The following is an 18,213-nucleotide window of genomic DNA, read 5'->3' as shown; positions in this document are numbered from 1 at the left end:
TTTATTGTAAGCTTTATATTTTTAATATATAAAGATAAAAAAAGAATAAAGTAGATTAGGGAAAAGATAAAAGGGGAGAAGGGGAAAGAATGGCAGCTGTAAGATAGAATAAAAACATCAGTAAAGCATTGGCATTAAACCAATAGTATCCTAAATCTTAGTTTCTAAAATCATTAAAAATAAAAAAATATTTTATTTTTAATTACTAGATAATGTCGCCTCAATGCGCTTTATTGACATATTGAATATATTATAATATAGTTAATTAAGTGTGGACTAGAATAAAAATGCAGTATTAGAGGATTAAATATGCAAAAACACCTTCTGTAATGCATGTTTAATTGGCAATTGAAAAATAAAAACAACAAATTTAGAATAAAGCAATAACGATCAAAAAACTAAATTGAAAGAATACAAGCATGAAAAAACTATTTCTACCATTACTATTTGTTTCTCTACAAGCGCAGGGTACAGAGTTAACTGATGCTATGCGTAAAAACGATAGACAAAAAGTAGAGCAACTGCTTGCACAATCACCCACCATTATTGATACACCTGATAGCTATGGCGCTCCACCGCTCATTTATGCTGTTAGATTCAACAACAAAGAGCTAGTGCAGCTGCTCCTCGATAAACGCGCTGATGTCAATGCGCCTAATAATGATGGTCAAACAGCGCTCCATCTTGCTGTTATATGCAACAGAAAAGAGCTAGTACAGCTGCTCCTCGCTAAAGGTGCCGATACAAATAAGCCTACTAACCAAGGCCGGACACCGCTCCATTCTGCTGTTAATACTACCAATAAAGAACTCGTGAAGCTGCTTATAGAGAACGGTGCTGATCCTTTCATTGCATATAAAGAAGGAAAAGCGACTCTGGATGCTTTGCTGGCAAGTATCATTTACACTCCTGAAGAAAAACAGCCACTGATACAACTGCTTGGGCCCTATGTGGCTGTTTTTAAAGAAATGCAGCAGGGCCCTAACTATGACACGCTACTCAAAGTGGTGGAACATGGCTACCCAGCGTTAGTTAAACAGCTTCTGAAAAAGCTTGCTCCCGGTATTAGACAGGTACGACAGTTAAGCCAACTGGCCCATCAGCGCTCTGCTCAAACTAAGAATGAGGCCTTTAAAGCAATAAAAAGAATACTGACCGATTACATGCATGCCCTTATGCTCGCCCATGCCGAGTCACCACAGCCGGCCGATATGCTGCATGTTATTGCTGGCCACACGTTGTAATAAATAGTTAGTTTGCTAATTATAGAATTAAGCCCCAGTTACACAACTGGAGTTTTTGCTTTTCTTTACTACATAGCTCTATAATAACATTATCGAATTGGGATTAAAATATTGTCGGGCAATAAGAGTACCTATAAGACTTTGCAAGAGATAAAGTTATTGTCCTAAACCATAGGGTAATAGTAGATCAAATGCCAAGTATGAGCTCATTTGCAAAAAGTTAAATGTTAAATTACATATCGCTCAACCATGATGTAATTGCAGGGGCGGTCTTAATGAAAGTATTGATATGCTTTTAAGCTACTATTTATCTAAAATCATTTTTGCTCAATTAACTAATAATGCCAAAGGTCTGCATGTCTGTAATGTGAGCTTTTAGGACATGCAATGGCTGTCAAAAAGCTTGTAAGTAAGCCGCTTTGAGCATCATCAAAAAAAGCAGGCTAAATCCAAACAAACGTGCCAGTCAATTTATTATAGTCAAATATGCTAGTAAAAGAGAATAAAAAATAAAAAAGTAGATAGAAAAAATAATAAGACATCGTGAGCAAAAATAAACACCACAATAAAAGCCCCAGGATCAATTATTTACCACCAACTCATACAAAACTAGTACAAAAAAACAAACGCATCCTGGAGCATTAAAACTAGTAAAATCCGACTCTGCTTTAAAACAAAAGCCCCAGCTGTGCAACTGGGGCGCAATTCTCTGGTTAGCAAGCTAACTATGTATTATACGGCATAACCAGCAATAACATGCAGAATATCGGCCGGCAGTATGTCGGCGGGAATCCCTGGCTCGGCATGGGCGAGCATAAGGGCATGCATGTAATCGGTCAGTACTCTTTTGGTTGTTGTAAAAGCCTCATTGTTGGTTTGGTTGTACTCTTGCTGTGCCAATTGGCCTACCTGACGTATCTGTTTAATGTTGGGCTTGATCTTCTTGAGAAGCTGTTTAACCAACCCTGGATAGCCAAGCTGTACCGCTTTTTTAAGTGTATCAATAGTAGGGCTATGCTGCACTTCTTGAAACAGCCGCATATACTGCTCAACCAGTTCTATCAGTGGCTGCTTTTCTTCAGAAGACCAATAAGGGTTATCTACTCGCAGAGTATCAAGAGCCGTTTTTGCTTCTTCGTCTTTAATGAAAGGACTAGCACCGCTCTGCAAGAGCGGTTGCACAAGTTCTTTGTTGGAATAATAGAGAGCTGTATGGAGCGGCGTTTGGCCATTGTTATTAGGTTTATTAATATCCGCACCATTCTCGAGGAGCAGGTGCGCGAGTTCTTTTTTATTATCGCTAACAGCATGTATGAGCGGTGTGTCGCCATAGCTATCAGGTGTATCAATAATGGTGGATGATTGTGCGAGCAACTGCTCTATTTTATGTCTATCGTTCGTGCGTATGGCATCGGTCAATTCTGTGGCATGTGATTGTGTAAAGAGAAGGATAACTGAAAGTGTTAGTAATTTTTGCATAGTTTTAACCTTATTTTTAGAGTAGTTATTTTTATAAGCATAAAGGCTTATTTCATTTAGTCAATTACTCGGGTTCAAATTTAATGTATCCACACTTGATTGGTCAGGTCTCTTATTAATGATAGCCACCCTGATCAAGGCTCTATGTACTATACAGACTTAGTCACTATATTAAAAACGGCTCTATAGGAAAAACTATTGCTCATGATACCACGCGCAGCATGAACGATCTAGATGAGTAGCTTCGAGAAGCTAGTAAGGACTGCCTTTTATTGCAACAAAGAGAGCATAAGAGCCCCATTCGCTCAATCACCCAAATAGGATCATCCTAGCTATTTTATCCCAATTTTATTGACAATATGAAATAAATAGCGTACAATAATAAGAAACGATTCTACTAAAGAAAGGCATTTATGAAAAAATTACTCCTTATTATACCCTTTTTCTCCTGTCTGTATGGGATGAATAATCTTGATAGTCAGCTAATCGATGCTGCTCACAACGGCAATGCACAACAAGTACAAAAATTACTCACCCTTGGCGCTAATCCTCATGTCACAACCTTTGTTGGCTGGACGCCTTTAGAACTTGCTAAAAGTGCTAGGGCGGCTGGCAGAGCTGTCAATGATAAAGCAATACAAATACTGGAAGAATATATAAAGTTAGAGCACGCTGCTGATGCCAATCCTACCAAAGAGCTACTAGATAAAGCACTAGAGCAAGGGTATGCACCTATCGCTAAGAAACTGTTATCTAAGCTACAACTGACTGTAGCAGATCTTACAAGCTACAACAAGCTGTTACAACAACTCTATAGACAAACCAACTATCTTAATATCCAGCTATTTCAAGCTGCTCAAAATGGCAATACGCAACAAGTACAGGAATTACTCGCCGCTGGCGCTAATCCTAATGCTGCTGATGAGAATCACTATACGCCATTACACAATGCTGCCTACAGTGCAAATAGTGAGGCTATAAAAGCATTACTTGCCGCTGGAGCTAATCCTAATGTAAAAGACGACAAGGGTTATACGCCATTACAGTCAGCCGAACAATTCAATAGCGGCCACCAGCTAGCTCAAGTGCTCAATCAAGAGGAAATAATAAAGCTTTTGCGAAACTACAATGAGCTAGACCTTACTGCTGATGCGCAACCGACTAAAGAGCTTTTGGATAAGGCTATTGGACTCGGTTATTTATTTATTGTTAAAAAACTATTACCAAAGCTGCAATTAACAGCACAAGAAATTGCTCACTATAACCAGCGACTACAAAGCTTATACCAACAAACCAACAAGCTAGTTTATAAGTACATGGGTCAAGAGTTCAAGCAATACGCTTTACGCTTTGCATTAGCACGACGATCTGCCCAAGAAATGTACAAGTCCGCTTCTGCTGCGCAGCTAAGTAAGAAAAGACCAGCTGATGATGATGTAGTTATAACAGATATTCAATTACCTAAAGAATTAGCTTCTTATATTGCTACTTATGCCCAAGGACAATAATCTACCGTTGGCTTGATAAAAGCATACCTAATTTAGCTAATTTTATTAATCATTACGATAAAACAATATCGTCTTTTTATAATATATTGAATGTTATAAAATAAACAAGCTGTGTTAAAATGATAGTAAAGGCCATTAATCCTAAAAAAATTACTCCTTACTGCTAGTAATTTAGAATTAAACCCTGCCAATGTTGATTATAATTGCTATCACATTATTGATAACTAGCAAACACTATTGGCATGCTAAAAGAAACTAATAAGAATAATATTACTAAAGGAAATTATATGAACAAGCTCTTTCTTGCCCTCCTATTGTTACCTCTCCAAGGTACAGCCATGACCAATCAGCAAGATCTGGACAGTCAATTACTCAAAGCAGTTCAACTAGGCACTAGGGAACAGATTGAGCAACTACTCCAAGCGGGCGCCAATCCTAATGCAGTTACTTACCGTGGCTATACACCACTCCATTGGGCTGCTAATCGTGGCCTTACTGACATGGCGCAACTACTGCTTGATAAAGGTGCCAACGTCAATGCGACTGATCATCGATTTGGCTATACACCACTCCATATTGCTGCTTCATCTGGCTATACAGAACTAGCTCAACTGCTCCTGTAAGCGGATGCTGATCCTTCCATTAAAAGTCACGAAGGTTGGATAGCATTAGAAATAAGTGAGCCAAGACAATATGAAAATTCCAAAACAAAGGAAAACAAAAAAGCAATTGTCCAGATGCTCCAAGAGTACCAGCAACTACACCAAGAAGCCAACAGTAATTCCACGCACGAAACATTAAGCAAAGCTGTTGACGGTGGCTATACCTCTTTAGTTAAACAGCTACTTGCACAACTTAAACCAACACAACAACAGATATCCGCTCTGGGCAATCTTGCCCAAAATCAGCTTGCTCAATCAAAAAAGGCTATTTACAAACAAATAGGGGAACTGTTACGGGATTATAATAACGCTCTTGCGCTAATACGCGCAACACCACCATTGCCATCTGATATTGCCACAACTATCGCTGGATATGCCATACACTTACAAAAGGATAAACCATGAACAAATTATTCCTTTCTCTCATATTCCTACCACTCAGCACTTTCACACTGTTCAGTCCACGGGAGCTCGACGATAAATTGCTCGAAGCAACTAAAGCAGGCGATGCACGTCGGGTAACACAGTTACTCAACCAAGGCGCCACTAAACTCGACGATCAATTGCTCGCAGCAGCTCGGATAGGCGATGCGCATCGGGTTGACGAATTACTTAAACAAGGTGCAAGTAAAGAGACGGTTGATAGTCAAGGCCACGCACCACTCCATTACACTGCTGAACGTGACCATACTAACGTAGCAAAACTGTTACTTGATAAAGGCGCCGACGCCAATGCGGCTAATGTTGTTGGCACTACGCCACTCCATAGATCTGCTGAAAAAGGCCATACTAACGTAGCGCAATTATTACTTGATAAAGGCGCCAATCCCAATGCTACTGATACACTTGGCAAGACACCACTCCATTATGCTATTATGGGTCAAAATAAAGCAATAGTACAACTGCTCCTTAAGGGAGGCAATCCTAACATGCCAAATAAAAATGGCTGGACACCACTCCATTACGCTGCTATACATGGCAATACAGACATTGTACAACTACTCCTGCAAGCGGGTGCTGATCCTTCCATTAAAAATCAACAAGGTGAAACAGCATTAGATATGGTTCAGCCAGACAAGTCGGACATTCCTGAAAAGATAGAAAACAAAAAAGTAATTGCCCAGATGCTCCAAGAGCACCAGCAACCTGTACAACATGCTATGCAAAGCAAAAGCATAACACCGGTTAGCCCGATAGCGCCCGTGCAATCTTGTAATGTCAATCCCCCTGCAGCTAAAATTGACTCCTTACAACCGCAGGTTTTTATGGATAAGCTTAAAGAAATGGCAAGTGAAGCAAGCAAGCTTCATATAGATGGATTGGGCAATACACAGCTTCACTATGCTGTTACTCTACCCAATGTACATCCAGCTATTGTTGCCTTTATTATCAGCCTTAATAAAGAATTACTGTCTATGCGTAATAAATCAGGGCGATTACCTATAGAGCTTATACCTGGTGACCGCGACGATCTTATAGAACTTTTTCTACCATTTTTAGTTTAACTTTTAATTTATCTAAATCAAAAGTTAATTTTTATTTTATATAGTATATAAAATAAGCTTAGAATTAAACCCTAAGCTCTTTTTTATATCAAATGGCCTCACCACCACTGCTAATTTAGAATTAAACCCTTCCAATGTTTTTTATAATTGCTATCATAATCAACTATACTCTTTAACTGAATACCAAGCCTATGAGGCTGGAAAGTTGGACTTGACTTCCAGCCTCATACAAGTAACTACTTAGCGCTTGCTAGGTACAACCAAAGAGACTATAGGTCATAAGAGCAGCAGTATACTTTTATGACCTAATAATATAGTTACAGATGATGACTATGCTATAACCCTATTTATTTAAAATCTAAAAATGGTAAAAAAAGTTCCACCAAGTCTTCTCGATTATCCGGTACTAACTCAACTGGTAATGCTCCAGCTTTATTTCGCATGGTAGCTAATTCTGGATTAAGTCCTATAATAAAATCAACGATATTAGGATCTACATTAGATATACTAACAGCATAATGTAGCTGATTATTACCCTGTTCATCAATTTGAGGAATTGCCACCCGCGCTGCTAGTTCTTTTAACTTATCTAAATTATTTTCCTTAATTATGCTAAATACTTGCTGTTGTTCAGAGCTTTCAAGCTTAACAGGAGCAGTACTGTTACTATTTGAGTTATCTGTCACAGAGGCAGCACCTTGATTATTCCCAGAAGGAAGACTTACACTACTTGAGACAGGATCATTATATATAGTTGCACTACTTGGCATAGCCGGTGTAACTGAAGGATTACTATTGGAGTTTCTGTTACTTTCATTTTTGACTTGGGTTACTCTTGCATTCATAGCATCTTGCAATATTTTTGCAATTTCAGGAGTACGAGCATAATCTCTAGCTGTAGCCCCTCGCTCATCCTTTAATAATGGATTAGCCCCTGCTTGCAATAAAAATTTAACTGAATCAGGATATCCATACTCTGATGCGTAATGGAGCGGAGTTTTGCGATTTTCAACCATAGCGTCTATAGCAGCTCCAGCTTCCAACAAAATTTTCATGTATTCTATATTATTCCTTTGTGCCGCATAGTGCAATGCTGTGTACCGCTGAATTGGATCGTTAACAGCATTAACATTTAGACCCTGAGCCAATAGTTGCTGTAATCGTTGTGGAGCGCCACGCTGCTTTACTGCATCTAACAACTCTTGAGATCGATCCATACTAAAAGATACAAATGGCACACAACTTAATACCAGTAAAAAACAATTCTTCATTATTTTATCTCCTTGTTATTTTTATTTAAATTTAATTATCACTCTCTTTATCTCATTGCTTTTTAAATATTAATATCTAAAAATGGTAGAAAAAGCTCTACAAGATCTTCACGATTATTAGGTATAAGCTCTATAGGTAACTGTCCAGCTTTATTACGAACAGATAATAGTTTAGGGTTAAGCCCTATAAAGAAATCAACGATATTAGGATCTACATTAGATACACTAACAGCATAGTGTAATTGAGTGTTACCTAATTCATCAACGTAAATTTTGCTTGCTTCGGCCATCAAGGTCTTAAGTGCATCTAAATCATTATTTTTGATTGCTTCAAAAATTTTTTGCTGTATAGGATCAGTACTTACAGCAGATGAATCACTATTGCTATTACTGGTACTGCTAGTAGCATGTTGTTCTAACTTTTTGATAGTGCTGTCTGGTTGTTGATAGATGTCAGAAAATGATGCAACAGGCAAAGACTCAATGGCTGTCCTGCTAGACTGATTAACATTACTAGAACCAATTAGTCTATTTGGCGCAACTACTAGTGGGCTCATGTTTGAATATCTATAGCCTGAAGAGATATTTGGCGATATGTTAGGTACAGGAGACTCAATAGCGCTTTCACTTGGATTACTATTTCCACTTAGATAAGGAGCAGCACTTTGATATATACTTGGCATTCGCGGTTGCACACTAGTAGCACTTGGATTACTGTTACTACTAAAATAGTGGCCAAAAGGCTGACCTGCACTTGGCTGCTGCTGAGCATTAGGCACAGGTGAGCTTTGCGGAAACCTTGCATTAAGACGATTTTCTAACTGCTGCCATACAGGATTACTTCTGTCATTAAGACGAGCATTTAGGTCTCTAAAATTTTCAGGATCGCTAAGACGTGCATTTGAATGCCTAAAATTTTCTGGATTATTAAGACGAGCAGTTAAATCTCTGAAGTTTTCAGGGTTATTAAGACGTTGTTGCAATCGTTGCCATATTTGAACCTGGGCATCTTTGTCTGTACTATACATACCAAAAGATCGAGCAAATAGTGCTAGTATAACCATTAAAAGGTATTTATTCATTCCTACTCCTTAGATAATATTATATTTATTTTTATTCTTAGTTAATTATAGATAAAAAATTGCCAAATTGTCAATGATTAAGATGCTGGCCTAACTTTTATCTATAATTATTTTTAATCAGCATAAGCATTTGATAAATAATTAAATAGAATCATACTTACTTATAAGAAAAAAATATCTTCTCTTGAAAAATAGAAAAAACAACATGTTCTATTTTAATGCAATCGCCAGTTTGGCCATAATTACCTTATTTTTAGAATGTATGGTATTTTTTATAATGAAAATATAAGCTCTGATTTATGGAGACAAACAACAAAACACCAAATCAATGTGGGTCAGAAATTCTCTTGCCCCCTTTTCTCTTTTTTCTCCACATTTATCCTACTTCTCATTATCACATTAAAAGCTAACAATTTATTTACCCTATTATTTATCATGCTTTCTTCTAACTTCTAATAAGGTACAAACTTGACCAAAAGTTAAACTAGTATACATTTATTTTCTCCTTAATCTTTACTATTCTTTATTTATCTTACTAGTTCTCTTGTTGATCTTTTTTATAATAATTTTTAAGTCATTATTTTTTGTTTATTTGTTCTGTTTCTATAAAGAAAGACATCGAGCAAAAGAGTGCCGATAGCAATTACAATAACAACATTAAATAAAACAATACCATTAAAGCGAAAGGCACTCTTTTGCTTTTTAATAGCATATTTCAAGACTAATAATAATTATACGAAATAGTTTATAAACTAAACCTAACTTATAAACTATAACCAAACTATCCTCCATGTCCTATTGCTCTAGAAAAGTATAGACTTCATAGACACTGAGAGTACTGGCCACGAGTCAACTCTTACTTCAGAGTAACAGATGGCTATAATGGATTTATAGATTTACTGAGCGGATCATTAACACTAGCCAAGGGCAAAAACACGTTACGCCTAAGCGCAGAAAACACATTGACAGACTATATAGAAGACATTAACGAAGACATAAATACATTAGCAGAAAACCAACAGCTACTCCTTCAAGATATGGAAGAACTTCCTATAAAATCTTATAAAAAAAGCTTATGAATAAACTTAAAGAAACCCTAAAATCGCTTATAGCCAAACAAGAATGTACTTCTGAAGAAGAGTGCTGCTAACAAAAAGCTAGAATTAACCAGGGCATGTTTTGCAGTGTCTTGGCTAATTCTAAAATCAAAAACACAGATAACCACACATAAAAAAGAGCTCCTAGTTATAGAAGCTCTTCGTCTTAAGTAATCTAAAATGAAACTGTAATCACTGGCTTTTGTTACTCTTAAAGTACACCAAAAGCTCTGTAGCACCAGATAATATTGCATAATTTAACCTTAATTACTTTTAATAATAACATTAAAATTTCATATTGTCAAATTTATCCATGATTGAGTCTTTAAGTTTCTGTATGGGTTTAATTTTGAGTAAATAATTATGCGAATTTATTATTAATATAATGATTTTATTTATTATCTTCACGAAAACACATGCATAAATTTATATCGCTAACCTAGTCCTTGATTTATGCTTTCTATTTGAATTATAATTATAGTAGCAGGCTATAATTAATTTCAAAATAACGGAAAGCGTACTATAATGAATAAAACTCTATTTTTATCTCTCATAGCCTTATGTGAGTTCACTTTTACCTCAGATTTAGATAAAGAGCTTATCAAAGCACTACAGTCAAACAATGAACACCAAGTGGACGAGCTCATAGCTCAAAAAGTCGATGTTAATAAAATAGATCCAGGCACTGATTGGACACCACTTCATCAAGCTCTAGTATATAGTAACCCAACTATAATAAAAAAACTTATTAATGCAAAAGCCGATGTCAATAAAGTAGCTGACATGGGAAAGGTGCCTCTTTTTAGGGCAGTAGATACTAATAATTTAAATATAATACAAATGCTAATTGATGCTGGCGCAGAAGTTAACGCAACTGATAAAGACAAAAAAACACCACTTCATTCAAGCCTAGTTACATTTTCTCCTAATAAAAGTATTATAAAATTGCTTCTTCAAGCAAATGCTAATCCACTTATAAAGGATGTACACGGCCAGACAGCATTGGATTTTGCTAAATTATATACCACTTTACCAGAGTCATGGAAAACACAGGTAAATGAAGCTAAGCAACAAGAAATTATTAAACTTATAGAGGAATACATACAATTGCTAAATAAAACAAAAGCAACTCCAGATGAAAATACTCTCGGTAAAGCTGTTGCATTTGGCAGCCCAGTATTAGTTCGAGAATTATTACAAAAAGTAAAGCCTTCACCTTACCTATTAAGCCAGTATGGTGCATTAGCTCAAGAAAAATACGCTTCAACACAGGAAAAACCGTATCAAATTATAGGTAAGATATTAGGTGATTATCTTAATCAGGTACGATTGGCGCATAGGTTAACGGGAGCAACCGCTTACGCAACTACCTCGACTGAGTTATCTAAGGATATAGCAAAAACTATTGCAGGCTACGTGTATTCAAAAAACTAATCCCAATATAGCCCTATAAAACAAACAGTTACTTAACATTTTTTACTGTTATCTTAACAAAGTATAACTAAGTCTATAAACTATGTATTTTAACACTAAAATAGTGTAGTACTTATTAGTAATCATCTTGTAGTACTACTTTAAACAGAAAAAGGCGTTACTATGAATAGACATAGTTTTATAGTGATATTTTTAGTGTTCATTAGCAGCAACATTTTAACTATGCAACCAGATGAAAGACTTATAAAAGCAATTGAAGATAACGACTTTAGTAATGTACAATTGTCTTTGCGTATAGGGGCTGACCTCAATTGTCACACAAACAAATACAATGTACCTCCTCTAGTACTTGCATGTAGTAAACATACAAATCCAGACAGCAAAATAATAAAACTGTTACTGCGCAAAGGAGCTTTAGTTAACGGCACCGGTACAAGTGGGAGCACTGCACTGCATTGGGCATCAACTAATCGTGCAGCAAGAATAGTACTTTCTTACAAAGCTAATTGTAATGCAAAAGACATTCGAGGTAATACACCACTACATAAAGCAGTTCTTTTTAACTTATTTTCAAGGGTTAAGCTATTACTTACCTATGGAGCTAGGCCCTTAATCAAAAACAATCGTCATAAAACTACCTTTAACATACTTGAAGATCAATCAACTGACAGTGAAAACTTAACCTACGAGGAACAAGCAAAATTAGTAAAAATATATAATTTACTCTTTAATAGCTTAAATTTAAATGATGTGCTTATAAAAGCGATTCAAGATAATGATATATATCGGGTAGCCAAATCCTTAAGTTCTGGTGCAGATAAGAACAGTAGCGATAATACCTATAACATACCACCCCTACTTGTCGCAGTTCAAACAGCTACACATTCAGACATAGCAATTGTAAAATTATTATTACGTGCAGGTGCAAACCCCAATAGTCAAGACAGAAATGGCAACACCTGTTTGCACCTAACATATGATAAGGACATGGTACTATTATTGCTTGATAATGATGCTGATAGCACTATTAAAAACAATCATGGTCAGTCCCCCTTACATTTCAACTGCAATGGTGACACGATCAGTGCTCAAGAAGACGTAGTACAACTTTTACTACTGAAGCATACACCTGTTAACGATCAAGATAATGAGGGGAATACTCCACTTCATTTAGCAAACGATCCCGCAATAGTAAGTTTATTACTTGAATATGGCGCTGGCATACATATTCAAAACAATCAAGGGAACACCCCACTACATAGAGCACTAGACGAGGGAGCCACTGAAAAGGTAGAAAAGCTCCTTAAAGCAAGCTCAAATATTTTTATGGAAAATAAAACGGGCCTTAGTTCACTTGATAAAGCCTCAGGCATTTTGCAACAAGAAGATTATAAAGATCCTTACTATAAAAAGATCTTGCTGACTATTACAGAACGCAGCAAAACAGCCACCAAACCAGCCTTGCAGAGCAGTAGCCTTTAAAAAGCTATTTATCAGATTAGCATCTGGTTGCACGACAGTTGCTTTAGTTTTTAAAACGAAGAGCATTACACCTTGCTTGCCCTTTATAAGAGCTTTTTCAAGCATTGCTATAACCTGTTGCTGATCTTCCAGTGTTGTATTTAGAGCTTGAGGCTCCCTAGAGCGGGCAAGACCTAAAGCACTTTTACCAACTAGGCTTGTTTTTATAAAAGGGTTAGCTCCATAGTATACCAACCCTGATTTATGGTTAGCACTTGCCCAATACAAAGGTGTGTAGCCAAGAGCATCTTGAGTATTAGGCGAAATACCATACTCAAGTAGTAACGCCAGCACAGATTCTGTATGAGGACGCACTCTGCCTTTACCTCTAATGTGAAGCAACGAACTTCCAACTTTATCTTGATTTGTTTTATTTATATTTTTAGCTAAAAGTAACGGTGCTATTTCTAATACAGTAGGATTATTTAGAGCTAACCCAGTTAGCGCTAGATCGCCGAATCGCATAGCCTGCAAAGGGAGTTAAAAGCATAAAAATGCTTATCCCATACATATTCATTTATATTTCTAACGAATTTAATTTTTAATGGTCTAAACGGGGCAACTGTTGAAGAAAAGCATATAACTTTACCGTTTTTTTAGATGCATTTTCTTTTTTACCAATTGACGCTCCATACTGTACTAATAACTGTGCAATTTCGTATTCACCACAAGCTAAAGCTATAAATAGAGCATTTTCACCCCGAGCATTTTTTAAGTTTAAGCCTATAGAGAACTCCTTGCAGGAGAGTAATAATTCAACAATATCTTTTCTACCACGTGCTACAGCTATCATAAGAGGATTATGCTTACCTTCTTTAAGATAATTAATAGTTATACTATCGCATGATCTTATTAACACACTTATTATTTCTTTGTTAGAAGTATAACACGCTTCACAAAGAGCTGTACCAATGACGTCTTTTGTAGTCTTAGTATCAAACATAGTAAGTAAAAGAATTGTTAGAGGTATATTGTTTAAAAGAACAGCAGCTTTGAGCATTGGTCCTGCATTGTTTAAGTCATGGCAATCAAAAAAATTATTACGCACTAATAGTTCAATTATCTCAAGAGAACCCTTGAACACACAATAGGACATAATATCTCGGGTCTTACTTTCATTTAATGGTTTAAAATAGCTTGACTGAAGAAATAACTCTACTATATCTATTTGATTATGCTTTATAGCTGTTTCAAAGGGAATACTTCCCTCACGTATACCTGGTTTATGAATTTGTATAGTAGGCACAGATAATAAAAGTTTTACAATCTCATAATGACCTGCTGCAATAGCTGCTTCTAGTGGTGTTACAGCATTAGCAGCAGTGCAGTTGACATCCACAGAAGGCTTTGCAACTAATAATTCAACAAGTTCTCTATGCCCTTCTTGGCATGCTGCTATAAGAAGCAAAGAAAGATCATGAGCTTCATCAAATTTTTCTATTAACTGTACTGCTGGTACATAATTATAACTTCTTATTATACTTAAAATTTCCTTGCCCTCTTGGGAGTTCATTTCACACTCATTAGGCAGCATGTTATGTTTGTTTGCAATTTTCAACAATGTAGCATCACGCAATAAGCTAGAGCTCCCTCTGATAGCAGGATCTTCTTGTACACAGATACTCTTTGCCTGCTCATCTAAGCTGTTTTTGTACATTTTATCACACAAGGAATCTATAAACGGAGTGTTATTATTATAATAAGCTATGTTGCTCATTACTTCGTTATCACTGAATTTTTTCTTAAAATCTACCGTGTAATGCTCCATAATATAGCTATACACTGCATTCTTATTAAATGATAAAGATAATCTTAAAAGATCCGTAGGTGAAAGAGTATGATTTAGAGTTAGAAGAATGCGTAAAGCATCCACATTATCTCTATCAACAGCCTTTTCAATAAGCTTATCTATAGAACTTTCAGGCAACCTAATTAATAAGGGCATAAGTTTCATAAAATTATTTTTTTCAATAGGAAACTCAAGGCATCTATCGGCTATACCTTCTAACAGACTACTACCAAAGGGAATAATTGCTAGACAGTCAAAAATGCCTGGCGAAGTAGGTGCTAATCTACATGCTTCATTAAGAATGTCATCTCCCAGATGATTTGGGGTTATCTCTTTAGGCCAAACATCTAATAAGATCTTGAAAATTGTTACCCTTCCTTTAAGAAGTGCAAACCCTAGAAGGGTAGACGAAATACAATTAAGGTTTTTGGTATTTTGTTTGTAAATGTTTGAATTATCATATAAGAGCAACCTTTTTACAATAGCAGTATGTTTATTAACAACAGCAGCCACTAGAGGTGTAAGGTTATATTCATCTTGAGCATTACTATTAATACCTGGTATTGCTAGTAACTTCTCTACAACAAGCTCATTTCCATAAGCACATGCTTTTACTAAAAGCCAATTACTTACAGAAATATTATTAGCTAACCACGTCCTTACTAATCCTGAATCAGCACCTGAGACAATAATTTCAAAAGCTTGATCAAGAGTAATAGGTTTTGTAACATCTTTTTTGAGCTTATAAACCTGAGCCAATAATCTCATTAATTCTGGATTAGATGAGTACATGCTTTTTGCTATAGCTTCTGCATTAGTACCCTTCAAGTTTACTCTATCTTTACAAACTCCTGCCTTTAAAAGCTGTTGTACGCCGGTACAATTAGCAGCCTCAATAGCATACATAAGAGCTGTATTGCCTTGACTATCTTGCTGATCAAGGTTAATATCCGCATGCTCGATAAGCATACCTAATGCTTGGTTTTTCTTCTCGCGTGCAGCAATCATAAGCGCGGTTAACCCATCAACTGATGCTGCATTAATATTAGTTGAATTGCCATTACCTACAATTGTATCATTGTAATAGACCGTTAACATAAGTGGCGTCCATCCTTGAGCTTCCAACTGAGCTCGTTCAAGCTGCTTTTTGTTTGCTTGCTCTAATTGCTGTGCTTTTTGCTGCTCACGGTCAGCTAACGTTAACAATAATTCCTGCACTCTACGTGATAGTTTATAATCAAGTACCGTAAGGCCTAGATCATTTTTTGTCTGCAATTGGGCACCTGCCAAATAAAGTACTTGTATACTTTCGATCATGTCTGCTTGTGCAGCAACCATTAAAGCTGTTTGACCGCCTACGGTTACTGCATGAGCTAAAGCTGGGTATCTATCTACAAGCAATTTAATAAGTGTATTGTTATGTGTTTCAAAGGCTGCAAATAAACAAAGACTAAGATCTCTATATTTTACTTCTGAACGTTCAGGATGTAATAATATTTTTAATACATGTATATCCTGCCGCGCTATAGCTTCAAGCACCATTTTTACCTTAAATTTAGGTATTAGTACACTTATATGATCTATAAGGACATAGTTTTGATCTTTAAGTGCATTGTCCCACATCTCTTGTATATGACTTGTCGGTATAGCTTGGGAACTTAGAAGTACAGTCAACATACTCATATCATCATTAGCAAGTGCAAGTAAGAGTATATTGTTACGTAGTTCTGGCTTTACACCATGCTTTAAAAGTTGCTCAACTACAGCATGCTGCTTTTTTTTAACAGCAGATTGCAAGGGTGAATCTTTAAATATCGTAATTGCTTGAAGTGTTTCAGGAGTGATTAACCCATCACTAGCCTCTTGATTAAACTTTTCTACTATACTCTTATGCAACTGATTTAGGTCTTGCTGCTGCTTGCGTTTTCTTTCAAGTTCAGGAGCACACAAAGTATTATAAGCTTGCTTGACCAATTGCTTGATTTCTAATGCAAGCTGGGTATGCCTTTGAGCATATTCATAAATACTGGTAGTATGTACTATCACACGAGGATCAGCGCCTGCATCCAATAAGAGTTTTACTAGTTCTAAATTACCATTTTGTAAAGCAAAATAAAGAGGTGTTTGACCTAAGGTATCGTGAGCATTAACTGGAATCTGATTTTCGGTAAGCAATTGCTGAACTTTACGCATATCCCCTACAAAAATAGCATACATAAGCTCATTCCCCTTATGCTCAGACAACCAAGATGCTTTTTTATCTTCATGCTCTTGAAGCAGCAAAGGAATATCTGTTAACCCTAATACCTGAGCAACTTTCAGTGCACCTTCATTACGGTTATTTTTTATACTGCAATCTGCATAAAAATTCAAAAATAATTTTATTAGAGGTTTTGATTTAGTACCTAAATATTTTAGAGCATAGATTACAGCAGTATCACCTTCTCTATTTGTACTATTAGGGTTGGCTCCATATGATAGTAGCAAAGCTGTTAAAGCATAACTAGTATCACTCATGGATGCTTCAAGAGTAGCTGATCTTATTATATGCATAAGAGGGTTTAAACCAAAGCCATCAGCTAGATTGGGATCTGCACCCCAAGAAAGCAAGTAGTCGATAATATCTATACTTTTACCTGTAGTAATAGCATGAATAAGAGGCGTTACACCAGCTTTGTTTTTTAAATTAATCTCTTGGGCATGAATAACACTCTGCACTGTATAGATATCATCTGAATCTAGAGCATAGAAAAGAACGCTTGTATCAGAGCTATCAAGTGTATGGATATTATAACTTTCATTATTTTCTTCGAGCAATAAACTTATCAACTGCCAATCACCTTTACGTGCTGCTGTCATTAAAGCAGTTTGCGCTAACGGAACAGTAACATTAGGTATCGCTTGAGTACTATTTGGCACATGTTCTTTAAGTTTTAGTAATTGACGTAAAGCCGTTGTTCGGACTATTTCTTTTTGAGCCATTGTGAGCAATAATTTCTGTACAACAGGATACAAGGTAACTATAAAACTGCCATTTCTAAGATGAGCATAATTTTTTACAATAAGCTTAAGGCTACATTGGTCTGACTTAAGGGCATCGAGATTAAAATGGTACATACTATACTGTACATTACTTGAAGCTGGCTCTATTTTACACGGCCTAAGTACATTGTCATTAGAAAAATAAGAAGTCATATAGTCTTTAATATATTCACTTATCTGTTGTTTGTTCCATGAACAAGGAAAAAAAGTTTTAGGTTCAGCATAAATTCTGCCTTTGTAAATAACATAACCTGTATGAAAAGTAGTAGGATCACCAAATGTTACTACCCATAAGTTACTTGATAGTTTGCTTAAGGTACCACCTTCAGGCAACTGTTTTATTTGTGTAGGTTGATAATGATGAAAACCCAGGAGCTTATGCTTACCTTCTTTATTAACAACAGGTTGATAACCTGTAATATGCGCAATCGTAGCTGCAAGGGGTATAACATAATAATTATCTTCCAAAGGTAGATATATAGAGTGAGCTAAACTAGTATCCATACTATACATAGATACTAGGTGAGTGCATAAAACAACAAAGAACATTAAACGATTATTCATACATTTTTCCTAGTA

12 protein-coding genes are annotated in these 18,213 nt (G+C 36.1%); 7 read left to right on the top strand and 5 right to left on the bottom strand.

Going from position 1 to position 18,213, the window contains the following annotated elements:
• The first annotated feature begins 419 nt into the window (after positions 1-419).
• Complete coding sequence (locus tag H0X48_04210) at positions 420-1,244, top strand: ankyrin repeat domain-containing protein (GenBank protein ID MBA3954495.1); 825 nt, start codon at positions 420-422, stop codon at positions 1,242-1,244.
• Positions 1,245-1,976: 732 nt separating this feature from the next.
• Here the strand turns inward: H0X48_04210 and H0X48_04205 are convergent.
• Positions 1,977-2,723, bottom strand: a complete 747-nt coding sequence (locus H0X48_04205; GenBank protein ID MBA3954494.1) for an ankyrin repeat domain-containing protein — start codon at positions 2,721-2,723, stop codon at positions 1,977-1,979.
• Between the two features lie 413 nt (positions 2,724-3,136).
• On the opposite strand from H0X48_04205, the gene H0X48_04200 reads away from it, so the two are divergent.
• The 4 genes from H0X48_04200 to H0X48_04185 all read left to right on the top strand — a co-directional run bounded on the left by H0X48_04200 (position 3,137) and on the right by H0X48_04185 (position 6,398).
• Entirely contained in the window at positions 3,137-4,231 is a 1,095-nt protein-coding gene (locus H0X48_04200; protein ID MBA3954493.1) for an ankyrin repeat domain-containing protein, read from the top strand.
• 287 nt (positions 4,232-4,518) lie between these two features.
• Positions 4,519-4,854, top strand: coding sequence for an ankyrin repeat domain-containing protein (locus H0X48_04195; protein MBA3954492.1), 336 nt, complete (start codon positions 4,519-4,521; stop codon positions 4,852-4,854).
• A gap of 114 nt (positions 4,855-4,968) precedes the next feature.
• Positions 4,969-5,298, top strand: coding sequence for a hypothetical protein (locus tag H0X48_04190; GenBank protein MBA3954491.1), 330 nt, complete (start codon positions 4,969-4,971; stop codon positions 5,296-5,298).
• Positions 5,295-6,398: an ankyrin repeat domain-containing protein gene (locus H0X48_04185; protein MBA3954490.1), complete on the top strand. Its 1,104-nt coding sequence runs from the start codon at positions 5,295-5,297 to the stop codon at positions 6,396-6,398. Before H0X48_04190 ends, H0X48_04185 begins: the two co-directional genes overlap by 4 nt.
• A 347-nt stretch (positions 6,399-6,745) precedes the next feature.
• Here H0X48_04185 and H0X48_04180 read toward each other — a convergent pair whose 3' ends face one another.
• Together H0X48_04180 and H0X48_04175 are read right to left on the bottom strand one after the other, a co-directional pair.
• Entirely contained in the window at positions 6,746-7,669 is a 924-nt protein-coding gene (locus H0X48_04180; GenBank protein MBA3954489.1) for an ankyrin repeat domain-containing protein, read from the bottom strand.
• 62 nt (positions 7,670-7,731) lie between these two features.
• Positions 7,732-8,751, bottom strand: coding sequence for a hypothetical protein (locus H0X48_04175; GenBank protein ID MBA3954488.1), 1,020 nt, complete (start codon positions 8,749-8,751; stop codon positions 7,732-7,734).
• A 1,622-nt stretch (positions 8,752-10,373) separates the two neighbouring features.
• Here H0X48_04175 and H0X48_04170 point away from each other — a divergent pair.
• Both H0X48_04170 and H0X48_04165 read left to right on the top strand, forming a co-directional pair.
• Entirely contained in the window at positions 10,374-11,282 is a 909-nt protein-coding gene (locus H0X48_04170) for an ankyrin repeat domain-containing protein (GenBank protein MBA3954487.1), read from the top strand.
• Between the two features lie 162 nt (positions 11,283-11,444).
• Complete coding sequence (locus H0X48_04165; protein MBA3954486.1) at positions 11,445-12,764, top strand: ankyrin repeat domain-containing protein; 1,320 nt, start codon at positions 11,445-11,447, stop codon at positions 12,762-12,764.
• Here the strand turns inward: H0X48_04165 and H0X48_04160 are convergent.
• Both H0X48_04160 and H0X48_04155 read right to left on the bottom strand, forming a co-directional pair.
• A complete protein-coding gene (locus tag H0X48_04160; GenBank protein MBA3954485.1) occupies positions 12,648-13,268 on the bottom strand; it encodes an ankyrin repeat domain-containing protein in 621 nt (206 codons plus the stop codon). The two genes, H0X48_04165 and H0X48_04160, sit on opposite strands and share 117 nt — an antisense overlap.
• A gap of 76 nt (positions 13,269-13,344) precedes the next feature.
• Positions 13,345-18,198 carry an ankyrin repeat domain-containing protein gene (locus H0X48_04155; protein MBA3954484.1) on the bottom strand — a complete coding sequence of 1,618 codons (4,854 nt, stop codon included), beginning with the start codon at positions 18,196-18,198 and terminating at the stop codon, positions 13,345-13,347.
• Positions 18,199-18,213: the final 15 nt, after the last annotated feature.

This window comes from Candidatus Dependentiae bacterium (genome assembly GCA_013821315.1).
Taxonomy (GTDB): Bacteria; Babelota; Babeliae; order Babelales; family Babelaceae; genus JACDHA01.
The sequence above is the reverse complement of the archived record's forward strand: the minus strand, read 5'-3'. Positions and strand labels throughout refer to the sequence as shown.

Excerpts from the sequence above, each read along its gene's own strand:
- H0X48_04210 (MBA3954495.1), top strand. The coding sequence starts at position 420 with ATGAAAAAACTATTTCTACCATTACTATTTGTTTCTCTACAAGCGCAG.
- H0X48_04195 (MBA3954492.1), top strand. The coding sequence starts at position 4,519 with ATGAACAAGCTCTTTCTTGCCCTCCTATTGTTACCTCTCCAAGGTACA.
- H0X48_04170 (MBA3954487.1), top strand. The coding sequence starts at position 10,374 with ATGAATAAAACTCTATTTTTATCTCTCATAGCCTTATGTGAGTTCACT.
- H0X48_04200 (MBA3954493.1), top strand. The coding sequence starts at position 3,137 with ATGAAAAAATTACTCCTTATTATACCCTTTTTCTCCTGTCTGTATGGG.
- H0X48_04165 (MBA3954486.1), top strand. The coding sequence starts at position 11,445 with ATGAATAGACATAGTTTTATAGTGATATTTTTAGTGTTCATTAGCAGC.
- H0X48_04180 (MBA3954489.1), bottom strand. The coding sequence starts at position 7,669 with ATGAAGAATTGTTTTTTACTGGTATTAAGTTGTGTGCCATTTGTATCT.
- H0X48_04160 (MBA3954485.1), bottom strand. The coding sequence starts at position 13,268 with ATGCGATTCGGCGATCTAGCGCTAACTGGGTTAGCTCTAAATAATCCT.
- H0X48_04175 (MBA3954488.1), bottom strand. The coding sequence starts at position 8,751 with ATGAATAAATACCTTTTAATGGTTATACTAGCACTATTTGCTCGATCT.
- H0X48_04185 (MBA3954490.1), top strand. The coding sequence starts at position 5,295 with ATGAACAAATTATTCCTTTCTCTCATATTCCTACCACTCAGCACTTTC.
- H0X48_04155 (MBA3954484.1), bottom strand. The coding sequence starts at position 18,198 with ATGAATAATCGTTTAATGTTCTTTGTTGTTTTATGCACTCACCTAGTA.
- H0X48_04205 (MBA3954494.1), bottom strand. The coding sequence starts at position 2,723 with ATGCAAAAATTACTAACACTTTCAGTTATCCTTCTCTTTACACAATCA.
- H0X48_04190 (MBA3954491.1), top strand. The coding sequence starts at position 4,969 with ATGCTCCAAGAGTACCAGCAACTACACCAAGAAGCCAACAGTAATTCC.